This window comes from Streptomyces sp. NPDC018019 (genome assembly GCF_044327805.1).
In the GTDB taxonomy this organism is placed as follows: domain Bacteria; phylum Actinomycetota; class Actinomycetes; order Streptomycetales; family Streptomycetaceae; genus Streptomyces.
In genome coordinates this window covers 221,996-244,878 of sequence record NZ_JBIRGD010000003.1, presented here as the reverse complement: position 1 = coordinate 244,878, position 22,883 = coordinate 221,996, and the positions used below count along the sequence as shown (strand labels likewise).

The window sequence follows — 22,883 nt, the reverse complement described above, 5'->3', positions numbered from 1 at the left end:
CGAGGCGCCCCCTACTTCTCGGCGTCGTGCTGCGCGTGGCCGTTCGTGGATCCCTCGTGCTGCGAGCCGTCCTGCTTCGCCGACCCGTCGTGCTGCATCGACCCGTGGTCCATCGAGCCGTGGTCCATCCCGCCCCCGCCGCCGGAGCCCGTCGTCGACCCGCCGTTCTTCGGGGTGTAGGTGCCGGACTTCACCGGGACCTCGACCTTGAGCGGCTTCGACTTGTCGAAGTGCAGCTCGATGGTGACCTGCTGGCCCTCGGCAGGCTTCTTCTTCAGGCCCATGAACATCAGGTGGTTGCCCCCGCGGGCGAGTTCCAGCTCGCCGTTGGCGGGTATGTCCAGCGACTTGACCTCCTCCATCTTGTTGTCCTTGGTCGTATGGAGGGTGACGCTCTCGGCCACGTCGCTGGTGACGGAGGTGAGCTTGTCGGCCGTACCGCCGGAGTTCTTGACGACAAGGAAGCCGCCGGCCATGTTCCGGTCGACCGGCTGCGGCATATAGGCGCCGGAGACCGAGAGCTGGGGCGCGCTGTCCCCGCCGCAGCCCGCGAGGGCGAATCCGGCGGTCAGGGCGAGGGCGGCGGCGAGGGTGGTGCGGCGGTTCACGGGTTCTGCCCCTTGATGATCTTCGGAAGTGCCTTGGAGTAGTGGTCGACGCCGGCGTCCTGCATCCCCATCCAGTGGATCTTGTCGTCCTTGGGGGAGCTGAGCAGCACCTGGGCGCCGTGCGTGGAGACCACGTCGCCGTTCTTCTTCTTGACGGGCTTCTCGATGCCGATGTTCACGCTGCGCGCACCGGCCTGGATGGTGTCGAACGAGCCGGTCAGGCCGATGAACTTCTTGTTGATGCCGCCGAGCCACTTCTTGAGGGCCTCCGGCGTGTCGCGCTCGGGGTCCGAGGTGACGAAGACGACGCGCAGGTCGTCCTGTTCGGCCTTGGGCAGCTGCCGCATCGCGACGTCGATGTTGTTCATCGTCAGCGGGCAGACGTCCGGGCAGTGGGTGTAGCCGAAGTAGACCAGGGTCGGGTGGCCCTTGGTCTGCTCGATCAGGTCGTACTTCTTGCCCTCGGTGTCGGTCAGGACCAGGTCCGGCTTCTCCATGGGCTGATCGAGCGTGACGATCGGCTGGGAGCGGGTGCCCCCGGAGACGCTGGCGGCGGGCTTGTCGGCGCCGTCCCCGCCGTCGCAGGCGGCCAGGGCCAGCGCCGAGGCCAGCGCGACGGCGGCGGCGATCAGATTTCTGCTGCGCATTGCAATATGTCCCGTGGTGTCAAAGGGGGTGCCGACCCGGCGCCGGATGGGCGCCGGGTACGGGCACGGGGTCGGGTCAGGCGCCGCGGCGCCGGCCGGCGAGCACGCCGAACGCGACACCGATGATGCCGACGACGATGCCGGCGCCGCCCAGGACGCGCGCCGTCGTGTCGCTGCCGTCCGCGGCGGCCTGCTGTGCGTCGTCCGCGTCACCGCCGGTGTTCTTCGCGCCGGCCGCGCCGGAGCCGTGGCCGTCACCGGACGCGGGGGTCAGCTTGAGCACCGGCGCCGGGTTGTCCGGCTCCGGCCCGCCCTCCTTGGCCGGCTCGATCCAACGTACGACCTCCTTGTTGTCGTACGTCTGGAGGGCCTTGAAAACGAGCTGGTCGGCCTTGGGCAGCTGCCCCACCGAGACCGGGAACTGCTGGAACTGGCCCGGCTCGATCTTGCCGCCGTCCGCGGTCCAGGTGATCTTCGAGACGGCCTCGGTGAGCTTCTTGCCGTGCGTCTCGATGGGCTTGTCGAGCTTGGCCTTGGTGACGTCGATCTTCCAGCCCGGCACCGGCTGCGGCATCGCGGACGCCAGCGGGTGGTCGGTGGGCAGCGACACTTCGAGCTTCACGGTCGAGGCGTTGTCGCGCTCGTTGGGGACCTTGAAGTTGATCGTCGCGTAGCCGCCCTGCTCGGCCTGGCCCGGCTGCACGCTGACGTGGGCGAAGGCGGGACCGGCGAGCAGCAGCACGCTGCCCGCGGCGAGAGCGCCGGCGACGGGCAGCCGGCGGGCGAGCCGGCCGCGGCGGCCGGCGTTCCCGGCCGGTGCGGCGGACGGTGACGCGGCGGTGGTGGGCTGTGACGGTACGGCAGTGTTCTCGGACATGGCGGAAAGCACTCCAGTGGCAGGAGGGAAGAAGGAAGGGAACGGCCGGCGCGCGTGCGGCGATGACGGCGCACACCGGTCCCTCCCGTGCGCCGGGGCGTGCCCGGTCCTGCTGCGGGACGTGCGGTGGGTGGTCGTCAGGCCGCGAGGGCCGGGGCGGGCGGGCCCCGCCTGACGACACTGTGCTGGAGTGCGAGTTCCTTCGGGCGGGGTTGGTCGTCCCCGTACGAAAAACGAGCCACGGGGCGGGCGTCCGCCGCCCCCAGGAGCCCGGCGCAGAGGGCGCGTACGAGCGCGAGCGCGCCGCGCAGTGCGCCCAGGCATGCTTCCGCCAGGGCCGCCGCTTCGCGCGCCGCGGGCGCGGAGAGGCGTACGAGCCGCCACAGGGCCGCTTCGCCGCGGCGCAGCAGCCAGCCGGCGGCGAGCGCCGCGAGCAGGTGCGCCAGCAGCATCGGCAGCGAGGGCAGCAGCCCGTGCGCCGTCGGGGCGGAGGTGGCCGCCTGGTCCATGACGTGCCCGGCGCCACCGGGGCCCGCCGGGCCGATCGCCGAGGTGTGCAGGATGCGGCGCGCCTCGGTGCCGTCCAGCCGCCCGGCGCCGAGACCGCAGGTGACGTGCCGCGCGAGGGTGATCGCGGCCTGGTCGGAGAGTCCGCCGCCGGAGGCCGGTACGGCCGCCGGTGCCATGGCCATACGGTGCTGGCCCAGCGCGAAGACGGTGTGCAGCGCGAGCTGCCCGGCGGCCAGCGCCACGGCGATGCCCGGCAGCGAGCGTTCCCGTCCGGCCAGCGGCGCCGCGACGGCGAACACCGCCGCACAGCCGACGCCCAGCGTCCACACGGGCACCGCGGCGCAGGACCCGATCATGTGCCCGGCCGCGGACAGCGCGACACAGACCGCGGTGAACACCGCGGCCCTCAGCAGCCGCAGGTCCGCGGCGGCGCGCTCTTCGGGGTCGGACGGAGCAGTCATGGCCGCGCCATCATCCCACTGCGCCGGCCGTCCCCATACGGCAGGTCCGCCGCTCCGTACCCGGCGGATCACGCCATTCCGGTTCCGGCAGGTCAGGGGCGGGGGCCCGCCGGGGGCGGCGCCGGCGCGGTCACCACCGGCGCGGGGGCGCACGCGGGCGCACACCCGGGTCCGTTACACCGGCGGCCGTCGCCGGTACATCCGCCGAATGAGCGGAGTCACGTCCCGCGCACGCTTACGGACCATGCACCCAGGCAATACGTATCGGTATGTCGAGCCGCGACCAGGAGGCTGCAGCGATGAGCATCTGGTGGTCCCTGCATCTGCGGCGCGAGCCCGCGAGCGTACCGCTCGCCCGGCGGCTCCTGCTGGGCACGATGGAGACGGCCGGGGTGGACCCGGACGTGTCCCACGACCTGTCCGTCGCCCTCTCCGAAGCGTGTGCGAACGCCGTCGAACATGGTGGCGACGCCGCTACGGAGGACTACCGGGTCACCGCCTTCATCCACGGCGACACCTGCCGTATCGAAGTCACCGACTCCGGCCCCGGGTTCCGGGAGCGGGCCCGCAGGTCCAAGCGCCCCGGACGGAGCGGCATGCCCGATACCGCCGCGCCGCCCCCACCCCTGACAGCTCCCGCCCCGGCCCAGGCCGAACACGGACGGGGGCTGTTTCTGATCGAGGCCCTCACCGATCACGTCCGCTACCGCAACCGCACCGGCCGGCGCGGCGCGGTGGTCAGCTTCGACAAGATCCTCAAGTGGAAGGAGGAGGTGCCGTTGATGGCGTCGTGAGGGGCGGCCCGACGGCCCGGGGCCTCGGCGGACGGGAGACGGTCCGGCGTACGGGAGATGTCCGGCGTGCGTGGGACGTTTCTGCGTGCGTGGACGCTCGATGTGCGTGAAAGGCTCGACGTGCCGAAGAAGTACGGGGAACCGGCGTCCGGTCTGTGTCCGGCCTGGCGGCCGGCCGACACCTGTCGGCACCCATCGGCCCCGGCGGACGGCGGGTGGCGCGGTTCCGCAGGGGAAGGACGTCCCCCGCCGCGTCCCCGACTGCCGCGGAACCCGCGCACACGCCAGCTCTAACGCGAGGTGACTCGCGTTAGCGTGTTCTGGACGATACGTGGCCGGAACTCGCACTGCAATACGGAGCCGTCGTGAACACAGCGCAGCCACCTCCCGGCGCTGCCCGGCCGGGGGGACGTACCGCGCGTACGAGACAAGCCGTACTGGACGCGGTCTTCGAGGAGCTGGGGGAGGGCGGGTACGCCGCGCTCACCGTGGAGCGGATCGCGCAGCGCTCCGGTGTGCACGCCGCGACGATCTACCGGCGCTGGCGCTCCACCGAACGGCTCGTCTGTGAGCTGATGGGCGACCTCAGCGCCGGGGTGCCGCTCCCGGACACCGGGGCGCTCGCGGACGATCTGCGCGCGCTGGCCCGCGCGATCGCGGCCTTCTACGCGGAACCGCGCTACCGCGGGCTGCTGGAGGCGGTGGTCTCCGCCGCCGCCCGCGAACCCGCTGCCGCCGATGTGCTGCGGCAGTTCTTCGACGAGCGGCTGCGGCTGGCCGGCCGCATGGTGCACCGCGCCGTGGAACGCGGCGAACTGCCCGCCGACACCGACCCGGACGGGATCATGGCCGCCTTGGGCGCGCCCTTCTACTACCGCCTGCTGATCGCCCGTCGGCCCATCGACCTCCGCCTGGCAGACCGCGCCGCCGAGGCCGCCTGGACGGCGGCCCGGGCCGGTGTCTTCACGGGCGGCGAGGGCCCCGGAAACGGCGAAGACGGCCGGTGACCCCCTGGGGGCCGCCGACCGCCTCTCCGCGGCTGCGCTACCGGTGTCCCGGCACCGCCCTGATCAGGCCCGGTGACCGGTCAGCCCGGCCATCCACGCCTCGACCTCGTCCGAGCGGCGCGGCAGCGCGGCGGACAGGTTCCGGTTGCCGTCCTCGGTGACGAGGATGTCGTCCTCGATGCGGACGCCGATGCCGCGGTACTCCTCCGGGACGGACAGGTCGTCCGCCTGGAAGTACAGGCCGGGCTCGACGGTCAGCACCATGCCGGGCTCCAGCGTCCCGTTGACGTACGTCTCGGTACGCGCGGCGGCGCAGTCGTGGACGTCCAGGCCGAGCATGTGGCCGGTGCCGTGCAGCGTCCAGCGGCGCTGCAGGCCCAGCTCCAGCACCCGGTCGGCCGGGCCCTCGACCAGGCCCCACTCCACCAGCTTCTCGGCGAGCACGCGCTGCGCCGCGTCGTGGAAGTCGCGGAACGCGGCACCCGGCTTGACCGCCGCGATGCCCGCCTCCTGGGCCTCGTACACCGCGTCGTAGATCTTGCGCTGAAGGTCGTTGTACGTGCCGTTGACCGGCAGCGTACGGGTGACGTCCGCGGTGTAGAGGGTGTTCGTCTCCACACCCGCGTCCAGCAGGAGCAGGTCGCCGGAGCGGACCCGGCCGTTGTTGCGGACCCAGTGCAGCGTGGTGGCGTGCGGCCCGGCGGCGCAGATCGAGCCGTAACCGACGTCGTTGCCCTCCACGCGGGCGCGCAGGAAGAACGTTCCTTCGATGTAGCGCTCGCTGGTCGCCTCGGCCTTGTCGAGGACCTTCACGACGTCCTCGAAGCCGCGCACGGTCGAGTCGACCGCCTTCTGCAGCTCGCCGATCTCGAAGTCGTCCTTCACCAGGCGGGCCTCGGAGAGGTACACCCGCAGCTCTTCGTCGCGCTCGGCGGTGACCTTGTCGGTCAGCGCCGCCTCCATGCCGGCGTCGTGGCCGCGTACGACGCGGACCGGGCCGGTCGCCTCGCGCAGCGTGTCGGCCAGCTCGCGAACGTCCGCGCAGGGCACGCCGAGCAGCGCCTCGGCCTCGGTCAGGCTGTTGCGGCGGCCGACCCACAGCTCGCCCATGCCGTCCAGCCAGAACTCGCCGTTCTCCCGGTTGGAGCGGGGCAGCCGGTGGACCGTCGCGTCGTGGCCCTCGCCGTTCTCGCGCGGTTCCAGGACGAGCACGCTGTCCTCGGTCTGGTCGCCCGTGAGGTAGACGTACTCGGTGGAGGCGCGGAAGTCGTACTCGGTGTCGTTGGAGCGGGTCTTCAGGTTGCCCGCCGGGATCACCAGGCGCTCACCGGGGAAGCGGCGGGACAGCGCCGCGCGCCGCCGGGCCGCGTTCGGCGCCTGCTCGATCGGCGCCAGGTCGCGCAGCTCGGTGTCGGCCCAGCCCGACTTCATGTTCGCGGCGAGCTCCTCCGATACGCCCGGGTAAAGGCCGTTCTTGCGCTGCTTGATCGGCTGCTCGTCCTTGTCCGGGGTCTCCGGCGTGAGCTCGTCGGTCACTATGCCTCCTTTTAAGACTGCACGTTCCATCGTAAGTGCGAAGGGAACGGGGTCCAGGGGTCGGAAGCGGTGAGGTATCAGACAGTCCGGGCGGGGCCGGCGGGAGCCCGGGGGCCGGTGCGGCTCCTCACTCGAAGTACGCCGCGAGCAGCACCACGTCCTCCGGGGACTCCGGGTCGTCGGTCCCGTCCGGCAGCTGCGTGCGCAGCAGGTGGTCCACGAGCGCCTCGGGATCGTGGCGTACGGCCCGGGGGACGCCCGCGGCGGCGGAGTGCAGCCGGGCGAAGGCGCGGTCCATCGGCTCGCCGGTGCGGCGCAGCAGTCCGTCGCTGTACAGCAGAAGGGTTTCTCCTGGCGCCGGTGCCAGCTCCACGCTCGGCGCTTCCCAGCACGCCAGCATGCCCAGCGGCGCGGACAGCGTGGTCTCCACGTACTCGGTGCGCCGGTCACCGATGATCAGCGGCGGGCAGTGGCCCGCTCCGGCCAGCACGATCCGGCGCCCGGCCGTGCCACCTCCGGCGGTCCCGCCGTACGGGCCACCGGCGGGACCTCCGTACGCGCCGTGGCCTGCTCCGTACGCGCCGGGGCCCGCCGATCCGGCCGCCGTCCCCGGGGGCCTGGCCGGCCCCGTACCGGCTCCGGGCGCCGCTCCCGGCCCGACCGGCCCGACCTGTCCGCCCACCCCGCCCGCCGGTGCCTCGGCGAAGGCGAACAGGGCCGTGGCGCTGCGGGCCGGCTCGGTCAGCCGCAGCAGCAGTTCGAGGTCGGAGAGGACCGCGACCGGGTCCTCGCCTTCCATGACCGCGTACGCCCGCAAGGAGGCACGCAGCCGTCCCATGGCGGCCACCGCGCCCGGACCGGAGCCGGTGACGGAACCGACCGCCAGGCCCAGCGCGCCGTCCGGCAGCGGCAGCGCGTCGTACCAGTCGCCGCCGCCGAGCGGCCCGGCGCTGTGCCGCACCGCGAGCCGTACGCCGGGGACCCGGGGCAGCCTGCTGGGCAGCAGTTCCTCGCGCAGCGTCGCCACGGTCCGCCGCTGACGGTGCAGTTCGAGAAGGCGGGCCAGGTGCGCGGTGGCGTATCCGAGGTAGCGGCCGACGAGATGGCGCTGCCGCTCGCCGGGCTCGGCGGGTTCGTCGTACAGCCAGACCGCGGCGCCGAACCGGCCGACCGGTTCGGCGTCCAGCGGGACGGCGTAGCTGGCCGCGTATCCGAGGCGGGCGGCGACCTCGCGCAGCCGGGGGTCGAGGCCGGGCTCGCCGGGGATGTCGGGCTGGGCGATGTGGCCCCGGCCGCGGGCCACACAGCCGGAGCCGTCCGCACGGGTGCCACCCGTGGGGCTGCCGGCCGGAGGAACGCCGCCCGCGGGCCCGTTGTTCGCGGGCGCCTCGGGCCGCCCGTGGGCCGGCTCGGGGCCGGGCCCGTCGGGCTCGGGCGGCCCGTCGAGGATCCGGCCGAAGGACAGCGCGCTGCGCGGCACGGTCTCGATGTGGCCGATGTCCGCCGGTCCGAGTCCGAGGCCGATGGTGGTGTCCGGGCCCCGGCCGTCGCGCGGTTCGAGGACCACCAGCCCGCGCCGGGCCCCCACCAGCGAGGCGCCGGCGCGCAGCAGCTCCTGGAGAGCGGCTTCGAGGGTCTGCGTACGGGCCAGCTGCTCCGTGAGGCCGTGCAGCGTGGTGAGGTCGGAGATCCAGTCGGTGAGGTGGCCCTGGACGGCCGCGAGGCGGGCTTCGGGAGGGGTGTCCGCAGGTGCGGGTGCGGTTGCGGACTCGGCAGTGTGCGTGGGAGCGGGAAGTGCTGGTTCGATTCCAGCCACTTTCGGAACGTGGGGGGCGGTCATGGCCGACGGCTAACGTAGTGCCGGGTGAAACCCCAGGTCAGACCACTTGATGGGATGAAGTGCGGCATTTTGTTGAGTGGTGTTGAGTGGTGTTGCGAACCGCTCAATTTCCTCAATAGCATCGCAAACCCCCATGTCATGCTGCTCCGCTATCAATGCCTCCACATGTACACGCCCTGGTGACACGATGTCCAGCATTGTCCCCGTGGGGTTTGTGGTGTCAACGGGACGGGGAAGTTGGCTGGAAAATGTCCCCCCGAACGTCAATTTGAGGTCGACTGGCGGCGTTCGACAGTGCGTCATCACCACCATGGCGGGTACGTACTCGGAAAGGTGCGGGGTCAGTTGGAGCCGCGCCGGAACTCTCCGACGGGCACGAGCGTCTAACACGTCGACGACCGCGCCGCACCGCACCCCCAAGTGGCGGATCTGCTCCACGGGACAAGCAAGCGCCATGCGTGCGCCACCCTCCGCCACGTTCCACGCTCGGCGTATGGCGTGATGCGCTGCTCCGTACACGCAGTGACCAGAGATCCATGTGGCGTTCAGGGGTTCGCAGGAGCCGTGGCGCGCCACGCAGCGGCATGAACCGGCATGTAGTGCGATGGACATAGCCCTCGGCGTTAACGGAAAGGAACGAGCGCTCATGCGCGAGATCCTCGGAAGGCGACGCAAGCTCCAGCTCCGGCGCGGCGGAAGGTCGGCACTGCTCGGTGCGGCACTCCACTGTGCCACCGAGTGGCAGTGGCCCGTACTCCCAGGCGTCGGGCTGCGGACCGGCGGGAAACAGGCGGGCGGCAAACCGTCCGGCGGGCGGCAGAACCGCGCCGAGCGCGGGACGCGCCCGTGCAGTTGCCCGGACCCGGACTGCGTGGTGCCCGGCGCGCACCCCTTCGACCCCGGACTGTTCGCGGCCACCACCGATGCCCGCATGGTGCGTTGGTGGTGGACCAACCGGCCGACCGCGCCCGTCCTCCTGGCCACCGGCGGTCGCGCGCCCTGCGCGCTGAGCCTGCCGGCCGTCGCCGGGGCGCAGGCGCTGGCCGCCCTCGACCACTTCGGCGTCCGGGTCGGCCCGGTCGTCGCCACACCCACCCGCTGGTCGTTGCTGGTCGCCCCGTACTCCCTCGCGGAACTGGGCGAGTTGCTGCACTCCCGGGACTGGGTGCCCAGTTCGCTGCGCTTTCACGGCGAGGGCGGTTACGTGGTCCTGCCGCCCTCGCAGATCGGCGCGGGCAAGGTCCGCTGGGAGCGCTCACCGGGCACCGGCCCGGCCGCCCCCTGGCTGCCGCAGGTGGAGACCATTGTGGACGCGCTGGTCACCGCCAGTACGAGCGCTCCGGACGGGGGCAGCCGCCTCGCGTACTGAGGCGGCGGGCCGGGTGGCCCGCGTGCTCCCCGGCGTTTTCCTTCCCGGGTGATTCGCTCTCTTCACCGGCAATCCGCACCGCTCCCCCCCCGGAAACCCCCACCACCGAACACCGGCGCCTTGAGCCACCGGGCCCGGGGCTCCGGCATCCCGGTTCACGGCATTCCGGTTCCCGGCACCCGGGTCACGGCACCCCGGACCGCGACACCGCAGATCACGGCCTCCCGAACCGCTCGCGGCGAATGAAGAACGCGCGGGCGGTTCACTCGTACGGGTGTGAGCTGCCCGGTGTTGGCGGGGATTCGGGGGTGCGGGCCCGTTATGTGCCCGTTCCGGCCCGATATGTTCGGCGCACCGTCAATCCGGCGGTCAATCCGTCGCCCTGACAACCGCAGGTGGGTCCCATGGAGCGTGCGCCGAACCTCCGCATGATCGCGCTGGCGAGCACGGTCGCGCTCGCCGTCGCGCTGCCGCTGGCCGCGGCGACCGCGGGTCCGGCTGAAACTGACCGGTCGGCCCCGGGCGGCTCCGCAACTGCTCCACAAACGGACGAGCGCGATCCGGTACGTCCCGGCGCGTCCGGGGCGCCGGGCCCGTCCCCCGGGCCGCCCATGGCCCCGCGTACGGGCGGCGGGCAGCGGCCCGCTCCCGGGGCCGGTCCGGGCGGTGAGCGGCCCGTCACGGCCCCACGTGCGGGCTCCGGTGCGGCACTCCCGGGGCCCGGACCGGTGGATGCGGCCGAAGGCCGCCGGACCGCCCGCTGCGGGCCGGAACTGGCTTCACCCGAAGGAGTGGAAGCCCAGACATGCGTTCTCACCGAAGGTGGCCGGTCCTGGGCGCGTACGTACTACCGCAACACCTCGGGCGCGCCCCTGCGGGTCGTCCTCACGCTGCTGCGGCCGGACGGCCGGACCGTGCAGGCGTACTGCGATGTTTCGGCCGGTGACGAGCCCGGGACCTGCGAAACCCCGCGTGAGCCGACGGCCGGCGGCGGGGCGGCGCCGTACAGCGCGGTGGCGGAGGTCGCCGACGCGCAGGGCGAGCGCAAGCTGCTGCGCTCCGGCAGCAATGCGGCGCCGGACGACGGTGGTTCGGACCAATGACGGTACGGGGGCGATGCCTGGGCGGGGCGGCAGCGGTATCGGGCGGCGGCTGCGCGGCCGGGCGGTGACCTGCGGAGGCGTGAGGTCCGGGGGAGTCCTTCGCGGAGACTTCGAGGGCCCGTGGCGTCCGCGTCGGCGGGACGGGCCGGGCGTCCGGCAGTCCGCCGGCCGGTGTCCTGCGGTCCTCCGGACGCGGACATGGAAGCGCCCGGTCGCTGGCGACGGGGGATGCACCAGCGACCGGGCTCCTAGAACGGTAACAAGAGATCCGCGGTTCGCAAATTCGATCGTGGAATTCCGGACGCGTATTTACCGGTCGGCACGGACGGCTGTGACCAGAGTCACGCCCGCGGGCCCGCTCCGCGCCCCGCGGACCGCGATCAGCTCAGCGTCACCTGGCGGTTGGTGAGGCCACCGCGGGCGCGGCGCTCCTCCGGCGTCAGCGGGGCGTCCGAGGCCAGCGCGTCGGCGAGCCGCTCGGCGAAGGCCGCGGCCGGCTTGGTCACGTCGTCGGCGCCCATCCCGGAGGGCAGGTCCCAGACCGGTACGACGAGTCCGTGCGCCCGGAACGACCCGACCAGACGGGTGCCTTCGCCGAGCGAGGAGGTGCCGGCGGCGTGCAGCCGGGCCAGCGCGTCCAGCAGCTTCTCCTCCGGGTGGGCCATCACCCAGCGCAGGTGGTTCTTCTCGGGCGTCTCGCACCAGTACGCGCCCTCCAGGCCGGCCAGCCGCTCGGTCGGGATGGCCGCGGCGTTCGCCCGCTCCAGAGAGGCGGCGACCTCGCCCGTCGCGTTCTCGGCGTCCTCCACCCAGAACTCGAAGCCGCTGTGCACCTGCGGCTCGAACGGGGCGGCCGGGTCCAGCAGGTCCTGGAGGCGCGGGCCGTCCGCCGCGGCACGCTCGGCGGCGACCGGCGTACCCGGCTCGGCGGCCAGCGAGCGCCGCAGCGTGTCGGCGAGGTCGCGGCTGAGGTCGCCCGAGGCGGTGTCGTTCTGCAGGCCGAGCAGGACGGCGCCGTTGTCCCGGCGCAGCGCGGGCCAGGCCATCGGCAGGACGGTCGCCAGCGTCACCGACGGGACGCCCTCCGGCAGCCCGTCCTTGAGCGTCAGTTCGACGGTGGCGGCGGGCACCAGCTCGCGCAGCGCCACCCAGTCGCACTCGCCCTTGAGGCCCTCGAAGGGGCGCTGCACCAGCTCGGTCGCGGCGTGCGCCGCGGTCCGGCCGTGGCACGCCTTGTAACGGCGGCCCGAGCCGCAGGGGCAGGGCTCGCGTGCCCCGACGACGGGCACCTCGCCGTCCTTGATCTGCGGTGCTGCGGCCTTGGTCTGGGGACGGCGCTTCTTGGCCATGGCGAGCTGTTCTCCTGGTCGATCCTGGGCGTACGGACGCGTTCCGGCGCGAGCCTAGACGACGGGGCTGCGCACCGCGCCGAGCGCTGTGGACCTCGGGCGCGTGGTGCCCGGGAGAGCGGGCGCGGCTGCCCGCCGCGCGTCGCCGGGCCGGCCCGTCCACGGCCCGTGAGCGCGCCGGTCAAGGGAATTGGTGCCGTACGCCCGCCCGTCGCCGTACGGCCGCGTCGCCGCCCCGCCCGGCGCTGTTACGGCTGCGGTGAGCACGGGCCGACCGCCGGGCGCGTATCCCGTACGGACGTCACCGGACGTCCCGGACCTCACCGGGCGGACGTGGGCGGAACTGCGCGCGGCCCCGTGCGGTGCGGGCCGCCCGCCTCAGTTGCCCGGCCGGTCGAACTCCACCAGGGCCAGCTCCGGCCGGCCGCCGCCCGTCTCCCGCCCGCCGGCCGAGGCCGGTTCCGGTACGGGAACCGGCTCGCCGCGACGGGCGGTCTGCTCACCGGCCGGTTCCGGCAGGCGGTCGGTCCGCGGCAGGCCGGAAGCGAGCCCCGGGACCACGGGGTTCGTCCGTCCGCTCCGCGGCCCGCCGGTGAAGTCGGCGGACAGCTCGGCGGGGAGGTCAACGCGCGTAGCGAACGCAGTGCGCAGCCCGTGGAGGGCGAGCAGGGCCCAGACCGTCACCTCGCCGCCCGCGTCCTCCACGCCCCATTCCTTGGCGAGGGAGCGGATGATGGCGAGCCCGCGGCCGCCCTTGGCGGTGACCGAAGGGGTGGCCGGTTGTGGCCGGGTCGGGCCACCGCCGTCCGTGACCGAGATGGTCAGCTGGCCGTGCGCGTCGATGCGCCACGCGGCCCGTATCGCGTCCGGTGTCATGTCGTGGGCGGGGACCCGTACGGAACCCGCCGTCTCCTGCACGCATATCGGACGGGCATACCGACACGAATTGCTCAGCAGTTCCGAAAGGATGAGAACCGCGTCATCGACGACGGTGTCCTGAACGCCGCTGGCCAGCAGCTCCTCCCGCATGCGCCGCCTGGCCGCCCCGACCCCCGCCGGACCATGGGGTACGGCCATGACCGACGCCGTCGGCACCTCTTGTGCCACCATCAACGCCACCCCCGAGACCTCCTTCGCCCCACGCCACGGGATGAATGCCCCAATGGCCTGGACCGGAAACCGGCCAAGCGCGGTGCGGTGACGCACTCGCCACGGCCGTATACGGGTCGAATGCGCCGGTGCACTCCCTGTGACGGCCGCTAGTCCAGGCCCAGTTGGGTCCGTACCTGTTTGGGGCGGTTGGTGATGATTGCGTCGACTCCCAGGCGTTCACACAGCTCTACATCCGCCTCATCGTTGACGGTCCACACGTGCACCTGATGGCCCGCGCGGTGCGCCTTGGCGACGTACTCCGGGTGCGCGCGCAGGATGCGGACACCCGGTCCGGCGATGCCCACGCCGGGCGGGAGCCGCCCGTCGCGGTGGCGCGGTGTCAGGAACTGCATCAGGTAGACGCCTGGGATGTCGGGGGCCGCGGCCTGTACCCGGTGCAGCGACCGGGCCGAGAAACTCATCACACGGACTGCGGGCGGGCCCGCGGCCGACGCCTTGGTGTGGCCGAATCTCTCCAGTAGTGCGACGAGCCGCTCCTCCACCTGGCCGGCCCAACGGGTCGGATGCTTGGTCTCGATGGCCAGCTCGACACGGCGGCCCGCGTCCGCGACGAGTTCGAGAAGTCGCTCCAGAGTGAGGACGGACGTGCGCTCCGGGTCCTCGTGCTGGCGGTCCGGCGCCTCGCCGGCCGCGTCCTCGTCCTCCTTCCAGGAGCCGAAGTCCAGGGCCGTCAGATCGGCCAGCTCCAGGGCGGAGACCGCGCCGCGCCCGTTGGAGGTGCGGTTGACCCGGCGGTCGTGCACGCAGACGAGGTGCCCGTCGGCGGTCAGCCGCACATCGCACTCCAGCGCGTCGGCGCCGTCCTCGATGGCGCGGCGGTAGGCGGCCAGGGTGTGTTCCGGGGCGTCCTCGGAGGCGCCACGATGGGCTACGACGGAAATGCGGGAAGGGCCCGGGGTGCGGTCCCGGAGCGGGTACGCGGTGGTCACCGGGTTATCGTGCCATCGCTCGCGGGAGGGACGTCTTGTGCACTACCTGATCCGCATAACATCGGATGCGTTCGTTTTGTCCGGGATAAAGGATGGGGAGACAGTCACAGCCTCGGCTTACGGCGCCCTGACGCGTGGTGGGAAAGGCTTGCCCCCGGGCCGGCCGCCGGTACCGCCTGCCCGTCGCCCGTACGCCAGGGCCCCGCGCCGCGTCATGGAGACCGCACCGCATCCTGAAGGAGAGGCCGGGCCGTGGCCCGGCACCGTCGCGAAGCTGAGGAGAGAGCCGTGAGCACCGAGAACGAGGGCGCCGCCGTACCGCCGGAGGCCCAGCCGCCGTCGGCGCCCCAGGCGTCGGACAGCGCACCCGAGTCCGGTGCGCGTACTTCGGACGGCCCAGGTGCGCGGGAGACGGCGCAGGACGCGCCGGCGGCCGGGAGCACGGCGGGTGCGCAGGGTGCGCCGGGCGCGCCGGCTGCTTCCGGCACCCCGGAGACGGCCCCCTCCGCGCCCTCGGCCCACGCCGAAGGCGGTCGGCCCGCGGCTCCCACCCCCGCCGCCTCCACCCCGCCCTCCGCGCCCCCGCCGCCCGAGTTCGCGCCGACCGCAGGCCGGACGGGTGCGGAGCACGGCGCCCCGGACCGTACGCAGCAGTTCGCGAAGCCGGCCGACCCGCAGGGGCACCCCCAGGCGGGCGGCCCGTACATGGGCGCCCATCCCCAGTCCGGCGGCGAGGGCGCACCCGCCGCACACCAGGCGCCGCCGCCCGCGTACGCGACGGCGCACGGCGCCTCCGACGGCGGCTGGGGCGGCCCCACGCCGCCCGGTTACGGAGGCGGCGGCCCGGGCGACGTGTGGGGAGCGCCGGGCGCGCCCGCGCCCAAGAAGCGCCGCAACGGCGGCCTGATCGCTGCCGTACTGGTCGCCGCGCTGGTGGCCGGCGGCATCGGCGGCGGCATCGGCTTCTGGGCTGCGAACCGCAGCGACACCGCCTCCACCACGGTCTCCGCCTCCGGCGACCCGGAGGCGCTCAACCGCAAGCCCACCTCCGTCTCCGGGATAGCGCAGAAGGCGCTGCCCAGCGTCGTGACGATCGAGGCGCAGGGCGCGACCGGCGAGGGCGGCACCGGCACCGGCTTCGTCTACGACAAGCAGGGCCACATCCTCACCAACAACCACGTCGTCGCGAGCGCCGCCCAGGGCGGCAGGCTGACCGCCACGTTCTCCAACGGCAAGAAGTACGACGCCGAGGTCATCGGCCGGGCCCAGGGCTACGACGTCGCCGTCATCAAGCTGAAGAACCCCTCCGACGCCAATCTCGTCCCGCTCCCGCTCGGCAAGTCCGCCAACGTCCAGGTGGGTGACGCGACGATCGCCATCGGCGCGCCCTTCGGCCTCTCCGGCACGGTCACCACCGGCATCATCAGCGCCAAGAACCGCCCGGTGGCCTCCAGCGACGGCGGCGGCACCAGCCCCTCGTACATGAGCGCCCTCCAGACGGACGCCTCGATCAACCCGGGCAACTCCGGCGGCCCCCTGATGGACGCCACCGGCAGCGTCATCGGGATCAACTCGGCCATCCAGTCCGCCGGCAACGGCGGCGGCGGTTTCGGCGGCGAGAGCCAGTCCGGCAGCATCGGCCTGGGCTTCGCCATCCCGATCGACCAGGCCAAGCGGGTCGCCGACGACCTGATCAAGAAGGGCCAGCCGGTCTACCCGCAGATCGGCGCGCACGTCCTGATGCGCGACACCGGCGACGGCGCGACCATCGCCCAGGACGGCGGCACCGACGGCTCCGCCTCGGTCACCCCGAACGGCCCCGCCGACAAGGCCGGCCTGAAGCCCGGCGACACGATCACCAAGCTCGACAACACCATCATCGACAGCGGCCCCACCCTGATCAGCACCATCTACCAGCACAAGCCGGGCGACAAGGTGACCCTCACCTACAAGCGCGGCGGCAAGGAGCACACCGCCCAGGTCACCCTGGGCCAGCGCACGGGCGACAAGTGACGCGCTAGTCTGATCCCCGCGCACCGTCCACCGGTGCGCGGGGAGGCTTGCCCGAGCGGCCTAAGGGAACAGTCTTGAAAACTGTCGTGGCGGCAACGCCACCGTGGGTTCAAATCCCACAGCCTCCGCCGAGGTCAGCAAACTAGCTGGTCAGAAGGGGTACCCGAGCGAATCGGGTGCCCCTTCTGCGTTGAGGCTGTCTCACCCTGACTCGCCGGTATCCCACCTTTGACCAGGGTGTGCGGGCCAGCCGCGGGCCAGGATTCCGCGGAGGCGCGTCATCCCGCCGGGCCGGACGGCTCGGTCACCGCTTCGCTCAGCCGCTGCTCGATGAGCTTGTTGGCCTGTACCTGTGAGCCTCGCAGGATCTTCGCGTAGAAGCGGTACAGCACGGCGACGCTGTGGCCTGCCCGACGGGCAGCCTCTACGGGATGCACCCCCGACAAGATCCAAAGCATGATGATGGCAGCGCGGAGGCAGTACGCCTTTTCCGCCAATCCTTCCTCCACCTCCTCCGGGGTGAGGGCCAGCCGCCGGGCCTCCTGCCAGACTTCGGTGTACTCCGTGGACCGCACCCGTCCGCCCCGAGCCGCCCAGAAAAGGCGCCCATCCGGGGTAGTGCCGAAGCGGTCGATATGGGCGCGCAGCATCGTTACGAGAACCGGCGGGATCGGGACCGAGCGGGTAGTACGGCGCGCCCGGCGCTTCAGCGCCCGCTCCTCGTACGGCTTGCCGTCGTCCGTCCAGCCCCCGCCGACCTCCGGCCGGTTTCCTCGCAGCACCAGTTCCCCCCAGCCGCTTTCCGGCAGCGTGCAGTGGCGCTTCTTGAGGTTCGCGATCTCGGATGGACGCATGGCCGCGTAATACAGGCATCCGAAGAAAGCGTAGAGGTGTTCTCCTCGAATACCCTGACCCTTCACCGCTTTGAGAAGATTTTTCACCTGCTGTGGGTCGGGCACGTACTCGAAATCGATCTCATCCTCTAGCTGTGGGGCCGACCAGTCGATTCGCTTCATGGGGTGATACGTGATGGCGCCAGTCTCCATGGCATAGCGCCATGCATTGCTCAGCACCATGACTTTACGGTGAATGGTGGTCTCTGCGGCCTGCGTGCCGTCGAGCTTGAGGGACAAAGCTTCCAGCGCGGCCCGCAGGTGAACGGGGTTAGCTGCCTCGGTGACCGTCAACGAGTGCTTGGCGAGCCAGGTCAACGCCGCGGCAACGTCGGCAGGCGGCTCCTCGGCAGAGGCTCTGCTGACCAGGGTGCCGTCGCTCGTACGGACGGCACGGAAGGCCCACGAATGCAGCGCGCGGCGCACCACCCGGGATTCGGGCATGCCGCGTCTGGTCGACATGAAAGCCGGTGTTGCCCCAGCAAGAGTCTCTGCAATATTGGCCCGCTGCTTCGCTGCCGCCTTCGGCCATTTCATGAGCGCGTAAGCAACGGCATGGTCGTACCATGTCGGGCAGTTGAGCGCTTCCAGCTCGGCCGCAGGCAGTCCGGTTTCTACGTCGAATTGCTGACGGTTTTGGAGCGCGGTGAGTAGTTCTGCGCGCCGGCCATCCGCTTGAGACTTGGTCTTATAACTCTTCGAGTGTGGTCTTGAGCCCACGCGCCAGCGGAGTTCGAACGGCTTCGGGCGGCCCTTTCGGGCGCGGATGGACCAAATCTCTACGTCGAAGGTCAGCATGATTCTCCGTACGGCAAGGGGCCCGTCGAACGGTGTCGGCGGGCCCCGGTGAGACGGTGGGTGAGTGGTCAGGCGGCGTGCTGCTGCTCGTGCTGCTTCCACCAGGCATCCAGGTCAGCCCGGCGGACGCGGACCTGACCGTTGGGGAGCTTGATGAGACGTGGCGCGTGGCCGCGGGCGCGCATGCGGTAGTAGGCGGCGCGGCTCATGCCGAGCTCTTCGAGGACTTCGGAGAGTTTGAGCATCTTCGGGGCGGGCACTGCGGTCTCCTTCGTGGCTGGCCGGCAGGGGGGCGGCCGGGCGCGGCAGGTTGGGGGCACATTGCTCTGAGTCGCGACTCACCGCGACTCAGAGCCTCGGATTCCGGTTTTGAGTCGCGATGAGTCACGACTCACGGCAATGTGGGCGGGACTCCTTGTTGAGGGTGATCCCGTTGTAGGTGGCCACCTGCTGGCCGTAGGCGTCGCGGGGCCGGGTGCGGTTGAGCTGGGGAACGACGGAGAGCAGGTTGCGGCCGAAGACCTGCTTGGTGCCGGCGCGGACGCCGTTGTCCTCGGCCCAGTCGCGCCAGACGGCCCACAGGGTGTCCACGGGCACGCTGCACGCGGGTCCGGTGGTGCAGCGCTCGCGCAGGAAGGCGGAGGTGGGCGAGGCGGTGTCCTGCATGGTGGTGACCGCTTCCCGGCTGGAGGACGGCTCCGTGATCCGGCCCGTTTTTTCCAGGCGGGCCAGTCCGTCCAGTGCCCAGTTGATGATCCCGGGCATCTCCGCGGCGAGCTTGTCGGTGAGGGCGGGGTCTTCCTTGCCCAGCCAGGACACCGTCATGTTCAGCACGATGAAGCGGCGGGCGATGACTCCGGAGGAGTCGCCGAAGTAGGGCAGTTCGTTGGACAGGATCATCAGTCGGGTGGGTAGCTTGCCGGTCCATACCTGCCGGTACTTGCGGTCCACGTCGATGGTGTCTTCACCGGAGATGGTCAGCAGCCGTTCGACGACCTGACTGTTGTCGTTGCCGGACAGCCGGGCGTCGGAGATGACCGCCAGCGGCTTGCCGACCAGCGTGGACAGCCCGAAGTTGGTGCCCAGCCCGGCCAGTGTCGGGCCGGCCAGGTTCTCTTTGCCGACCAGCATCTTCAGCACGCGGGCGATGGTGCCCTTGCCGGATCGGGAGGGGCCGACCATCAGCAGGATCTTCTGCTGGTCGGTGCGGCCGGACAGGACGTAGCCGAACCATTCCTGAAGTGCGGCGATGGCTTCCGGGTTGTCCGGCCAGATCTGTGCCAGGAACCGCGCCCAGGTGGGCGCGGTCGCGGCGGGATCGTAGGTGAACGGGACGGATGCGATGTTGAAGAAGCCGGGGGTGTGCGGCAGCAGTGCCCGGTCCTGGATGCGCAGCAGTCCGTTGGCGCACGCCACGATCGGGCTGCCGCCCGGTTCCGTCGTGCCGTCCGGGGCGATCCAGGCGGGAGTGTCCACGTCGGCAGGCACCAGGATGAGAGCGCCAAGGGCGTCCAGCAGGTTGCCGATCTTCTGTCTGGTCGGTGCCCAGTCCCGCAGTTCCGGCTGCCCGCCGGGGCCGGGGGCGCTGTAGAGGGCGTGTTCCAGACGGGCGTACATGGCCGCGCTCATCTGCTCTTCGTCCAGCTCCCGCCAGCAGGTACCGGTCCAGCGCATCCACGAGCCGCGCCAGCGGCGGCACACCAGGTGCCCGTCGCCGGTCTTCCAGTCGGGCAGGAGTCGGCGGGCAACGGCCCGCGGGTTGGAGGGCGGGGGAAGCTGTTCTTCGGGGGGTGCGCTCATGCTGCTTTCCTCTTTCGTGCCCACTGCTCCGCCTGCTCTGCGGCCTCGCGCCGCTGCGCCACCAGGGCGGCCGTCTCGGACGGCATGCGGGGGCACGCCGTCTCGCGGTGCTCGGTCCAGGCGGCGACCAGGCGCCGGACCTGGTCCGGGCCGGCGGCCGTGGCCTGGAAGCCGCCGCAGGAGCAGCGGGCCGCGGCGGCGGGCGTGGTGGCCCAGCGGCGCGGCACCCACAGGGCGCGGGGATGCGGCGGGGCGCTGATGTGCAGCCCGTAGAACGGGGGATGTTCCGGGCTGCTCGGAGCGGGCGTGTGCCGGTCAGGGCGACAAGCTGAATCGGCGCCCTGACGGGCGGCGCCCTTCGGCGCGCCACGGCCGGCGGGGGCCGGGGTCGTCCTGGCGGGGCCGGGACCGGTGGCGGTGCGAGTGGGCATTTCAGTGTGGGAGGGGGTGGGGGTCATGCCGTCTCCCGGGGCCGGGCGGTGCGGATCGACCAGTTCAGGGCGCTGCGCAGCGTCGAGCGGCACTGGTGCGGCGGCAGGCCGGTGGACTCCGCCGCCGACTGAAATGCCGCTTCGACCACGTGCCGGGGGATGTCGCCCCACGCCACGAAGCGCCCCACCTTGCGGGCGCTGGTGAACAACGTCGCTTCCCGCTCGCCCTCGACTGCCGCGGCGACGGCGGCCGTCTCGCGTTCCAGGGCTACTTGGGCGCAGCGGGCCGCGCCGCGCGGCACCAGGACCGGCGTAGGCGCCTGTACGGGCCGCTGCGCGGGCGTGAGAGCACCGAGCAGCCAGCCCGGCAGCGGAGCCACCGGCGCATCGGCCAGGACTTCGTACGCGCCCGCCGCCGTGCTGCTGCCCGCGCCGACGACGTAACCGCCCCACGCACGGGTATCGACCAGCGGCGCGAGGCTGCCCGCCGTGTTGCCCAGCCGCACCCCGTCCGGCGCGGCGAAGTACAGGTGCGTCCCGCCGCTCGCGGTCCGCACCCGGTAGGTGTCGGGGACGGGCTGCCCGGCGCGCTCGCAGAGCGCCGCAAAGCTCGCCGCGCCGTCAGGCGCGTCCCTCTTGCCCTTGTCCTTCGGAACGTCCAGGTCCACCACGAGCAACCCGGACGGGCCAGTGGCCACGCCGACGTTGTACGGGGCGTGGGCCCACGCGCGTTCGACGCGGTCGGGGACGGTGGTGGCGCGCTGCTCCCACTTGCGGTGCCCGCCGGCGCACTCGCCGGTGCGGGGGCACTGGGACTCACCGTGCAGCGCCGGGCGCTTGTCACCGGGCCGAAGCGGGTGGACGTGCCAGCCGCGGTCGGCGGCGGCCAGCGCCGCGGCCAGCAGCGGCACGTGCGGAAGATCCACGGCCAGAGGTGCGCTCATGCGGCGGCCCTCCCTTCGAGGGCGAGGAACCGTTCGCCGATCCAGCGGGCGTAGGCCGGGGGGATGCATTCGCGGATGCCGTCGCGGTTCATCCACGGCACACCCATCACCTGCCGCGCGCGGTTGACGCCGGAGAAGTTGCCGACGTACTGCCCGAAGTGGCCGGGCGGGACGGGGCGGCCCATCTTGGCCTGGGGGGCGGTGTGCGGCGGGTGCGGGGGCGGGGTGAGGGTGAAGTCCGCGCCGAACTCGCGGATGAACTCGATCGCGTCCGCCTGGTGGAAGCTGAGCGGGTAGCGGGGCTGGGCGGCGATATCGACGCCGGTCACGTCGAACGCGGCACGGTAGTAGCCCATGCCGGCGCCGCCTTGGCAGCAGAACGCATCCAGCAGCCGCGGCCGGGATACGGCTCGCCGGATCGGGGTGGGTTGGGTCATGCTGGAGACCTCCAGTGCTCTGTTGAGTTGTGCTGGGGAGCGAGAGGGCGGCCCGCTTCATTGGCGTGAGAGGGGCCGCCCTCGTGTGTGCGAAGGTTCTGGAACTGCGCGCCGTCGTCAGCGACGACCGCGGCGCGGCGGCGGATGCCGGGGCCGCCGCCGCAGTTGCTCCGTGCGCATGGCCACGTCTTCCAGGGCATTGGCCAGGTCAACGGCGAGAGGGTGCGGGGCGCCGGTCTGCTGCTCGAAGTCGGCCGTCACCTCGGCCGCGAGGCGGTACAGGTGAGCGATGCACGGCTCGTGGAACGGGTCGGCGGAGACCTCGGTGTACCCGGCCCGGTCCGGAATCCCGGTCACCGTGATGCGCTCACCGCGGCGGTCGGCCGTCCAGCGGCCGGTGGCCGGGTCCTGCACCGCCGCCGTCAGTTCGGCCACCCGCTGCTTGGACTCTTCATCGAAGCGGCCGACGGCCTCTTGCCAGTGGCGGCCGTCCGGGCCGCGCAGGAACCGGTTCATGACGCCTTCCGTGCGGCGTGGCCGTCGGCGGCCCGGCGGGCGGTGAGTCGGTCACTACGGGTCCGGACGACGGTGTCCAGGGCGTAGCCGTACTGAGATTCGGTCATGGGGTTCCTCCGCGTCAGAACGGGGCTTTGAGGTGGCGCCGCCCGGGACGGGCCCGCGGGCCATCGGGGTCCAGGTCGGCCAGGTGGTAGCCGGAGCGGTTGATGCCGCCGATGGAGATCTGACGGACGGTGCGCCGGACGCCGGCGGCCTTGAGTTCGGCGGCGAGGCGTTCGGGGGTGAAGTCGCCGTAGCGGGCCGAGTTCAAGCGGATGAGCCCGGCCAGCAGGTCGGCGGTGTGCAGCCGGTCGGTGTGCATCTCCCGGAGCACCGCCAAGGCGTCCTGGCGTACGAGATCCTGCGGCTGACCGTCGCGGTCCCGGAGAGCCGTCAGGACCCGGTCGCGGTCAACGACCATTACGCCGCGCGACTTGCGCGGCGCCGCGCCATGGGGTTCGAGCACCTGCTTGAGGTCGGAGGCGGTCCAGGCGCGGTATTCGGCGGGGTTGCGGGCGGCCAGCCGCTGGCGGACCTCGTCGCTGCGCATCCGGGCCGGGCCGTCCGGCCCGGACTCGAAGAGCACGTCCGCGATGTCGCGCAGGTGGTCGGCCGCCGCGTCCGGGCCCGCGGTGGGCGCCGGGGTGCTGTGGCGGTCGATGGCGGCGGCGAGGGCGAGCGTCGCGCGCACCTGTGCCTCGGCGCGGCGCGCGGTGGCGGTTGCCCACGCGCCGTCCTCGTCGTAGGCGTCGGCGACGGCGAGCAGGCGTTCAGCTTCGCGGTAGTGCCCGTTTCCGTTCACGCCG

Annotated in this window: 22 protein-coding genes and 1 tRNA gene; 6 read left to right on the top strand and 17 right to left on the bottom strand. The window is 72.4% G+C overall.

The window, feature by feature from the left end:
• Positions 1-11 precede the first annotated feature (11 nt).
• The 4 genes from ACH4FX_RS07010 to ACH4FX_RS06995 form a co-directional block, all read right to left on the bottom strand.
• Positions 12-608, bottom strand: coding sequence for a copper chaperone PCu(A)C (locus tag ACH4FX_RS07010; RefSeq protein ID WP_398475948.1), 597 nt, complete (start codon positions 606-608; stop codon positions 12-14).
• Positions 605-1,255: an SCO family protein gene (locus ACH4FX_RS07005; RefSeq protein ID WP_398475947.1), complete on the bottom strand. Its 651-nt coding sequence runs from the start codon at positions 1,253-1,255 to the stop codon at positions 605-607. The genes ACH4FX_RS07010 and ACH4FX_RS07005 overlap by 4 nt, the downstream gene beginning before the upstream one ends.
• Before the next feature lie 76 nt (positions 1,256-1,331).
• Positions 1,332-2,132, bottom strand: a complete 801-nt coding sequence (locus tag ACH4FX_RS07000) for a YcnI family protein (RefSeq protein ID WP_398475945.1) — start codon at positions 2,130-2,132, stop codon at positions 1,332-1,334.
• A gap of 137 nt (positions 2,133-2,269) precedes the next feature.
• On the bottom strand, positions 2,270-3,103 hold the full coding sequence (locus ACH4FX_RS06995) for a hypothetical protein (RefSeq protein ID WP_398475943.1): 834 nt from the start codon (positions 3,101-3,103) through the stop codon (positions 2,270-2,272).
• A gap of 299 nt (positions 3,104-3,402) precedes the next feature.
• On the opposite strand from ACH4FX_RS06995, the gene ACH4FX_RS06990 reads away from it, so the two are divergent.
• Complete coding sequence (locus ACH4FX_RS06990; protein WP_398475941.1) at positions 3,403-3,897, top strand: ATP-binding protein; 495 nt, start codon at positions 3,403-3,405, stop codon at positions 3,895-3,897.
• A 365-nt stretch (positions 3,898-4,262) separates the two neighbouring features.
• The gene (locus ACH4FX_RS06985) at positions 4,263-4,904 is read left to right on the top strand and encodes a TetR/AcrR family transcriptional regulator (protein WP_398475939.1); all 642 of its coding nucleotides are present in this window, start codon (positions 4,263-4,265) and stop codon (positions 4,902-4,904) included.
• Between the two features lie 63 nt (positions 4,905-4,967).
• Here ACH4FX_RS06985 and ACH4FX_RS06980 read toward each other — a convergent pair whose 3' ends face one another.
• Positions 4,968-6,440, bottom strand: coding sequence for an aminopeptidase P family protein (locus tag ACH4FX_RS06980; protein WP_398475937.1), 1,473 nt, complete (start codon positions 6,438-6,440; stop codon positions 4,968-4,970).
• A 127-nt stretch (positions 6,441-6,567) separates the two neighbouring features.
• On the bottom strand, positions 6,568-8,256 hold the full coding sequence (locus ACH4FX_RS06975; protein ID WP_398475935.1) for a PP2C family protein-serine/threonine phosphatase: 1,689 nt from the start codon (positions 8,254-8,256) through the stop codon (positions 6,568-6,570).
• 670 nt (positions 8,257-8,926) lie between these two features.
• Here ACH4FX_RS06975 and ACH4FX_RS06970 point away from each other — a divergent pair.
• Positions 8,927-9,649, top strand: coding sequence for a bifunctional DNA primase/polymerase (locus tag ACH4FX_RS06970; RefSeq protein ID WP_398475933.1), 723 nt, complete (start codon positions 8,927-8,929; stop codon positions 9,647-9,649).
• A 791-nt stretch (positions 9,650-10,440) separates the two neighbouring features.
• A complete protein-coding gene (locus tag ACH4FX_RS06965; protein ID WP_398475931.1) occupies positions 10,441-10,752 on the top strand; it encodes a hypothetical protein in 312 nt (103 codons plus the stop codon).
• A gap of 380 nt (positions 10,753-11,132) precedes the next feature.
• On the opposite strand, the gene ACH4FX_RS06960 is transcribed toward ACH4FX_RS06965, so the two are convergent.
• The 3 genes from ACH4FX_RS06960 to ACH4FX_RS06950 form a co-directional block, all read right to left on the bottom strand.
• Positions 11,133-12,101, bottom strand: coding sequence for a DUF5926 family protein (locus ACH4FX_RS06960; RefSeq protein WP_398475929.1), 969 nt, complete (start codon positions 12,099-12,101; stop codon positions 11,133-11,135).
• Between the two features lie 378 nt (positions 12,102-12,479).
• A complete protein-coding gene (locus ACH4FX_RS06955; protein ID WP_398475927.1) occupies positions 12,480-13,307 on the bottom strand; it encodes an ATP-binding protein in 828 nt (275 codons plus the stop codon).
• A gap of 53 nt (positions 13,308-13,360) precedes the next feature.
• Positions 13,361-14,203 (bottom strand): glycerophosphodiester phosphodiesterase, encoded by an 843-nt coding sequence (locus tag ACH4FX_RS06950; protein WP_398475925.1) that lies wholly within the window; start codon positions 14,201-14,203, stop codon positions 13,361-13,363.
• A gap of 288 nt (positions 14,204-14,491) precedes the next feature.
• Between ACH4FX_RS06950 and ACH4FX_RS06945 the strand changes: the two genes are divergently transcribed.
• Positions 14,492-16,216 (top strand): S1C family serine protease, encoded by a 1,725-nt coding sequence (locus ACH4FX_RS06945; protein WP_398475923.1) that lies wholly within the window; start codon positions 14,492-14,494, stop codon positions 16,214-16,216.
• A gap of 41 nt (positions 16,217-16,257) precedes the next feature.
• Positions 16,258-16,344 (top strand) — tRNA-Ser (locus ACH4FX_RS06940).
• Between the two features lie 150 nt (positions 16,345-16,494).
• Here ACH4FX_RS06940 and ACH4FX_RS06935 read toward each other — a convergent pair.
• From ACH4FX_RS06935 to ACH4FX_RS06900, 8 genes are all read right to left on the bottom strand, one after another.
• On the bottom strand, positions 16,495-17,907 hold the full coding sequence (locus ACH4FX_RS06935) for a tyrosine-type recombinase/integrase (protein WP_398475921.1): 1,413 nt from the start codon (positions 17,905-17,907) through the stop codon (positions 16,495-16,497).
• A gap of 68 nt (positions 17,908-17,975) precedes the next feature.
• Positions 17,976-18,167: a helix-turn-helix transcriptional regulator gene (locus ACH4FX_RS06930; protein WP_398475919.1), complete on the bottom strand. Its 192-nt coding sequence runs from the start codon at positions 18,165-18,167 to the stop codon at positions 17,976-17,978.
• A gap of 124 nt (positions 18,168-18,291) precedes the next feature.
• Entirely contained in the window at positions 18,292-19,707 is a 1,416-nt protein-coding gene (locus tag ACH4FX_RS06925; RefSeq protein WP_398475917.1) for a phage/plasmid primase, P4 family, read from the bottom strand.
• Positions 19,704-20,138, bottom strand: a complete 435-nt coding sequence (locus ACH4FX_RS06920; RefSeq protein ID WP_398475915.1) for a hypothetical protein — start codon at positions 20,136-20,138, stop codon at positions 19,704-19,706. Before ACH4FX_RS06920 ends, ACH4FX_RS06925 begins: the two co-directional genes overlap by 4 nt.
• A 23-nt stretch (positions 20,139-20,161) precedes the next feature.
• On the bottom strand, positions 20,162-21,082 hold the full coding sequence (locus ACH4FX_RS06915) for a bifunctional DNA primase/polymerase (RefSeq protein WP_398475913.1): 921 nt from the start codon (positions 21,080-21,082) through the stop codon (positions 20,162-20,164).
• Positions 21,079-21,519: a hypothetical protein gene (locus tag ACH4FX_RS06910; RefSeq protein WP_398475911.1), complete on the bottom strand. Its 441-nt coding sequence runs from the start codon at positions 21,517-21,519 to the stop codon at positions 21,079-21,081. The genes ACH4FX_RS06915 and ACH4FX_RS06910 overlap by 4 nt, the downstream gene beginning before the upstream one ends.
• Positions 21,520-21,636: 117 nt before the next feature.
• Positions 21,637-22,035: a hypothetical protein gene (locus ACH4FX_RS06905; RefSeq protein WP_398475909.1), complete on the bottom strand. Its 399-nt coding sequence runs from the start codon at positions 22,033-22,035 to the stop codon at positions 21,637-21,639.
• A gap of 121 nt (positions 22,036-22,156) precedes the next feature.
• Positions 22,157-22,879 carry a hypothetical protein gene (locus ACH4FX_RS06900; protein ID WP_398475908.1) on the bottom strand — a complete coding sequence of 241 codons (723 nt, stop codon included), beginning with the start codon at positions 22,877-22,879 and terminating at the stop codon, positions 22,157-22,159.
• Between the last annotated feature and the right edge of the window lie 4 nt (positions 22,880-22,883).

Bases quoted from the DNA above. Each gene is read 5' to 3' on its own strand.
- ACH4FX_RS07005 (WP_398475947.1), bottom strand. From the start codon at position 1,255: ATGCGCAGCAGAAATCTGATCGCCGCCGCCGTCGCGCTGGCCTCGGCG.
- ACH4FX_RS07000 (WP_398475945.1), bottom strand. From the start codon at position 2,132: ATGTCCGAGAACACTGCCGTACCGTCACAGCCCACCACCGCCGCGTCA.
- ACH4FX_RS06995 (WP_398475943.1), bottom strand. From the start codon at position 3,103: ATGACTGCTCCGTCCGACCCCGAAGAGCGCGCCGCCGCGGACCTGCGG.
- ACH4FX_RS06990 (WP_398475941.1), top strand. From the start codon at position 3,403: ATGAGCATCTGGTGGTCCCTGCATCTGCGGCGCGAGCCCGCGAGCGTA.
- ACH4FX_RS06970 (WP_398475933.1), top strand. From the start codon at position 8,927: ATGCGCGAGATCCTCGGAAGGCGACGCAAGCTCCAGCTCCGGCGCGGC.
- ACH4FX_RS06960 (WP_398475929.1), bottom strand. From the start codon at position 12,101: ATGGCCAAGAAGCGCCGTCCCCAGACCAAGGCCGCAGCACCGCAGATC.
- ACH4FX_RS06935 (WP_398475921.1), bottom strand. From the start codon at position 17,907: ATGCTGACCTTCGACGTAGAGATTTGGTCCATCCGCGCCCGAAAGGGC.
- ACH4FX_RS06925 (WP_398475917.1), bottom strand. From the start codon at position 19,707: ATGAGCGCACCCCCCGAAGAACAGCTTCCCCCGCCCTCCAACCCGCGG.
- ACH4FX_RS06920 (WP_398475915.1), bottom strand. From the start codon at position 20,138: ATGCCCACTCGCACCGCCACCGGTCCCGGCCCCGCCAGGACGACCCCG.
- ACH4FX_RS06915 (WP_398475913.1), bottom strand. From the start codon at position 21,082: ATGAGCGCACCTCTGGCCGTGGATCTTCCGCACGTGCCGCTGCTGGCC.
- ACH4FX_RS06910 (WP_398475911.1), bottom strand. From the start codon at position 21,519: ATGACCCAACCCACCCCGATCCGGCGAGCCGTATCCCGGCCGCGGCTG.
- ACH4FX_RS06905 (WP_398475909.1), bottom strand. From the start codon at position 22,035: ATGAACCGGTTCCTGCGCGGCCCGGACGGCCGCCACTGGCAAGAGGCC.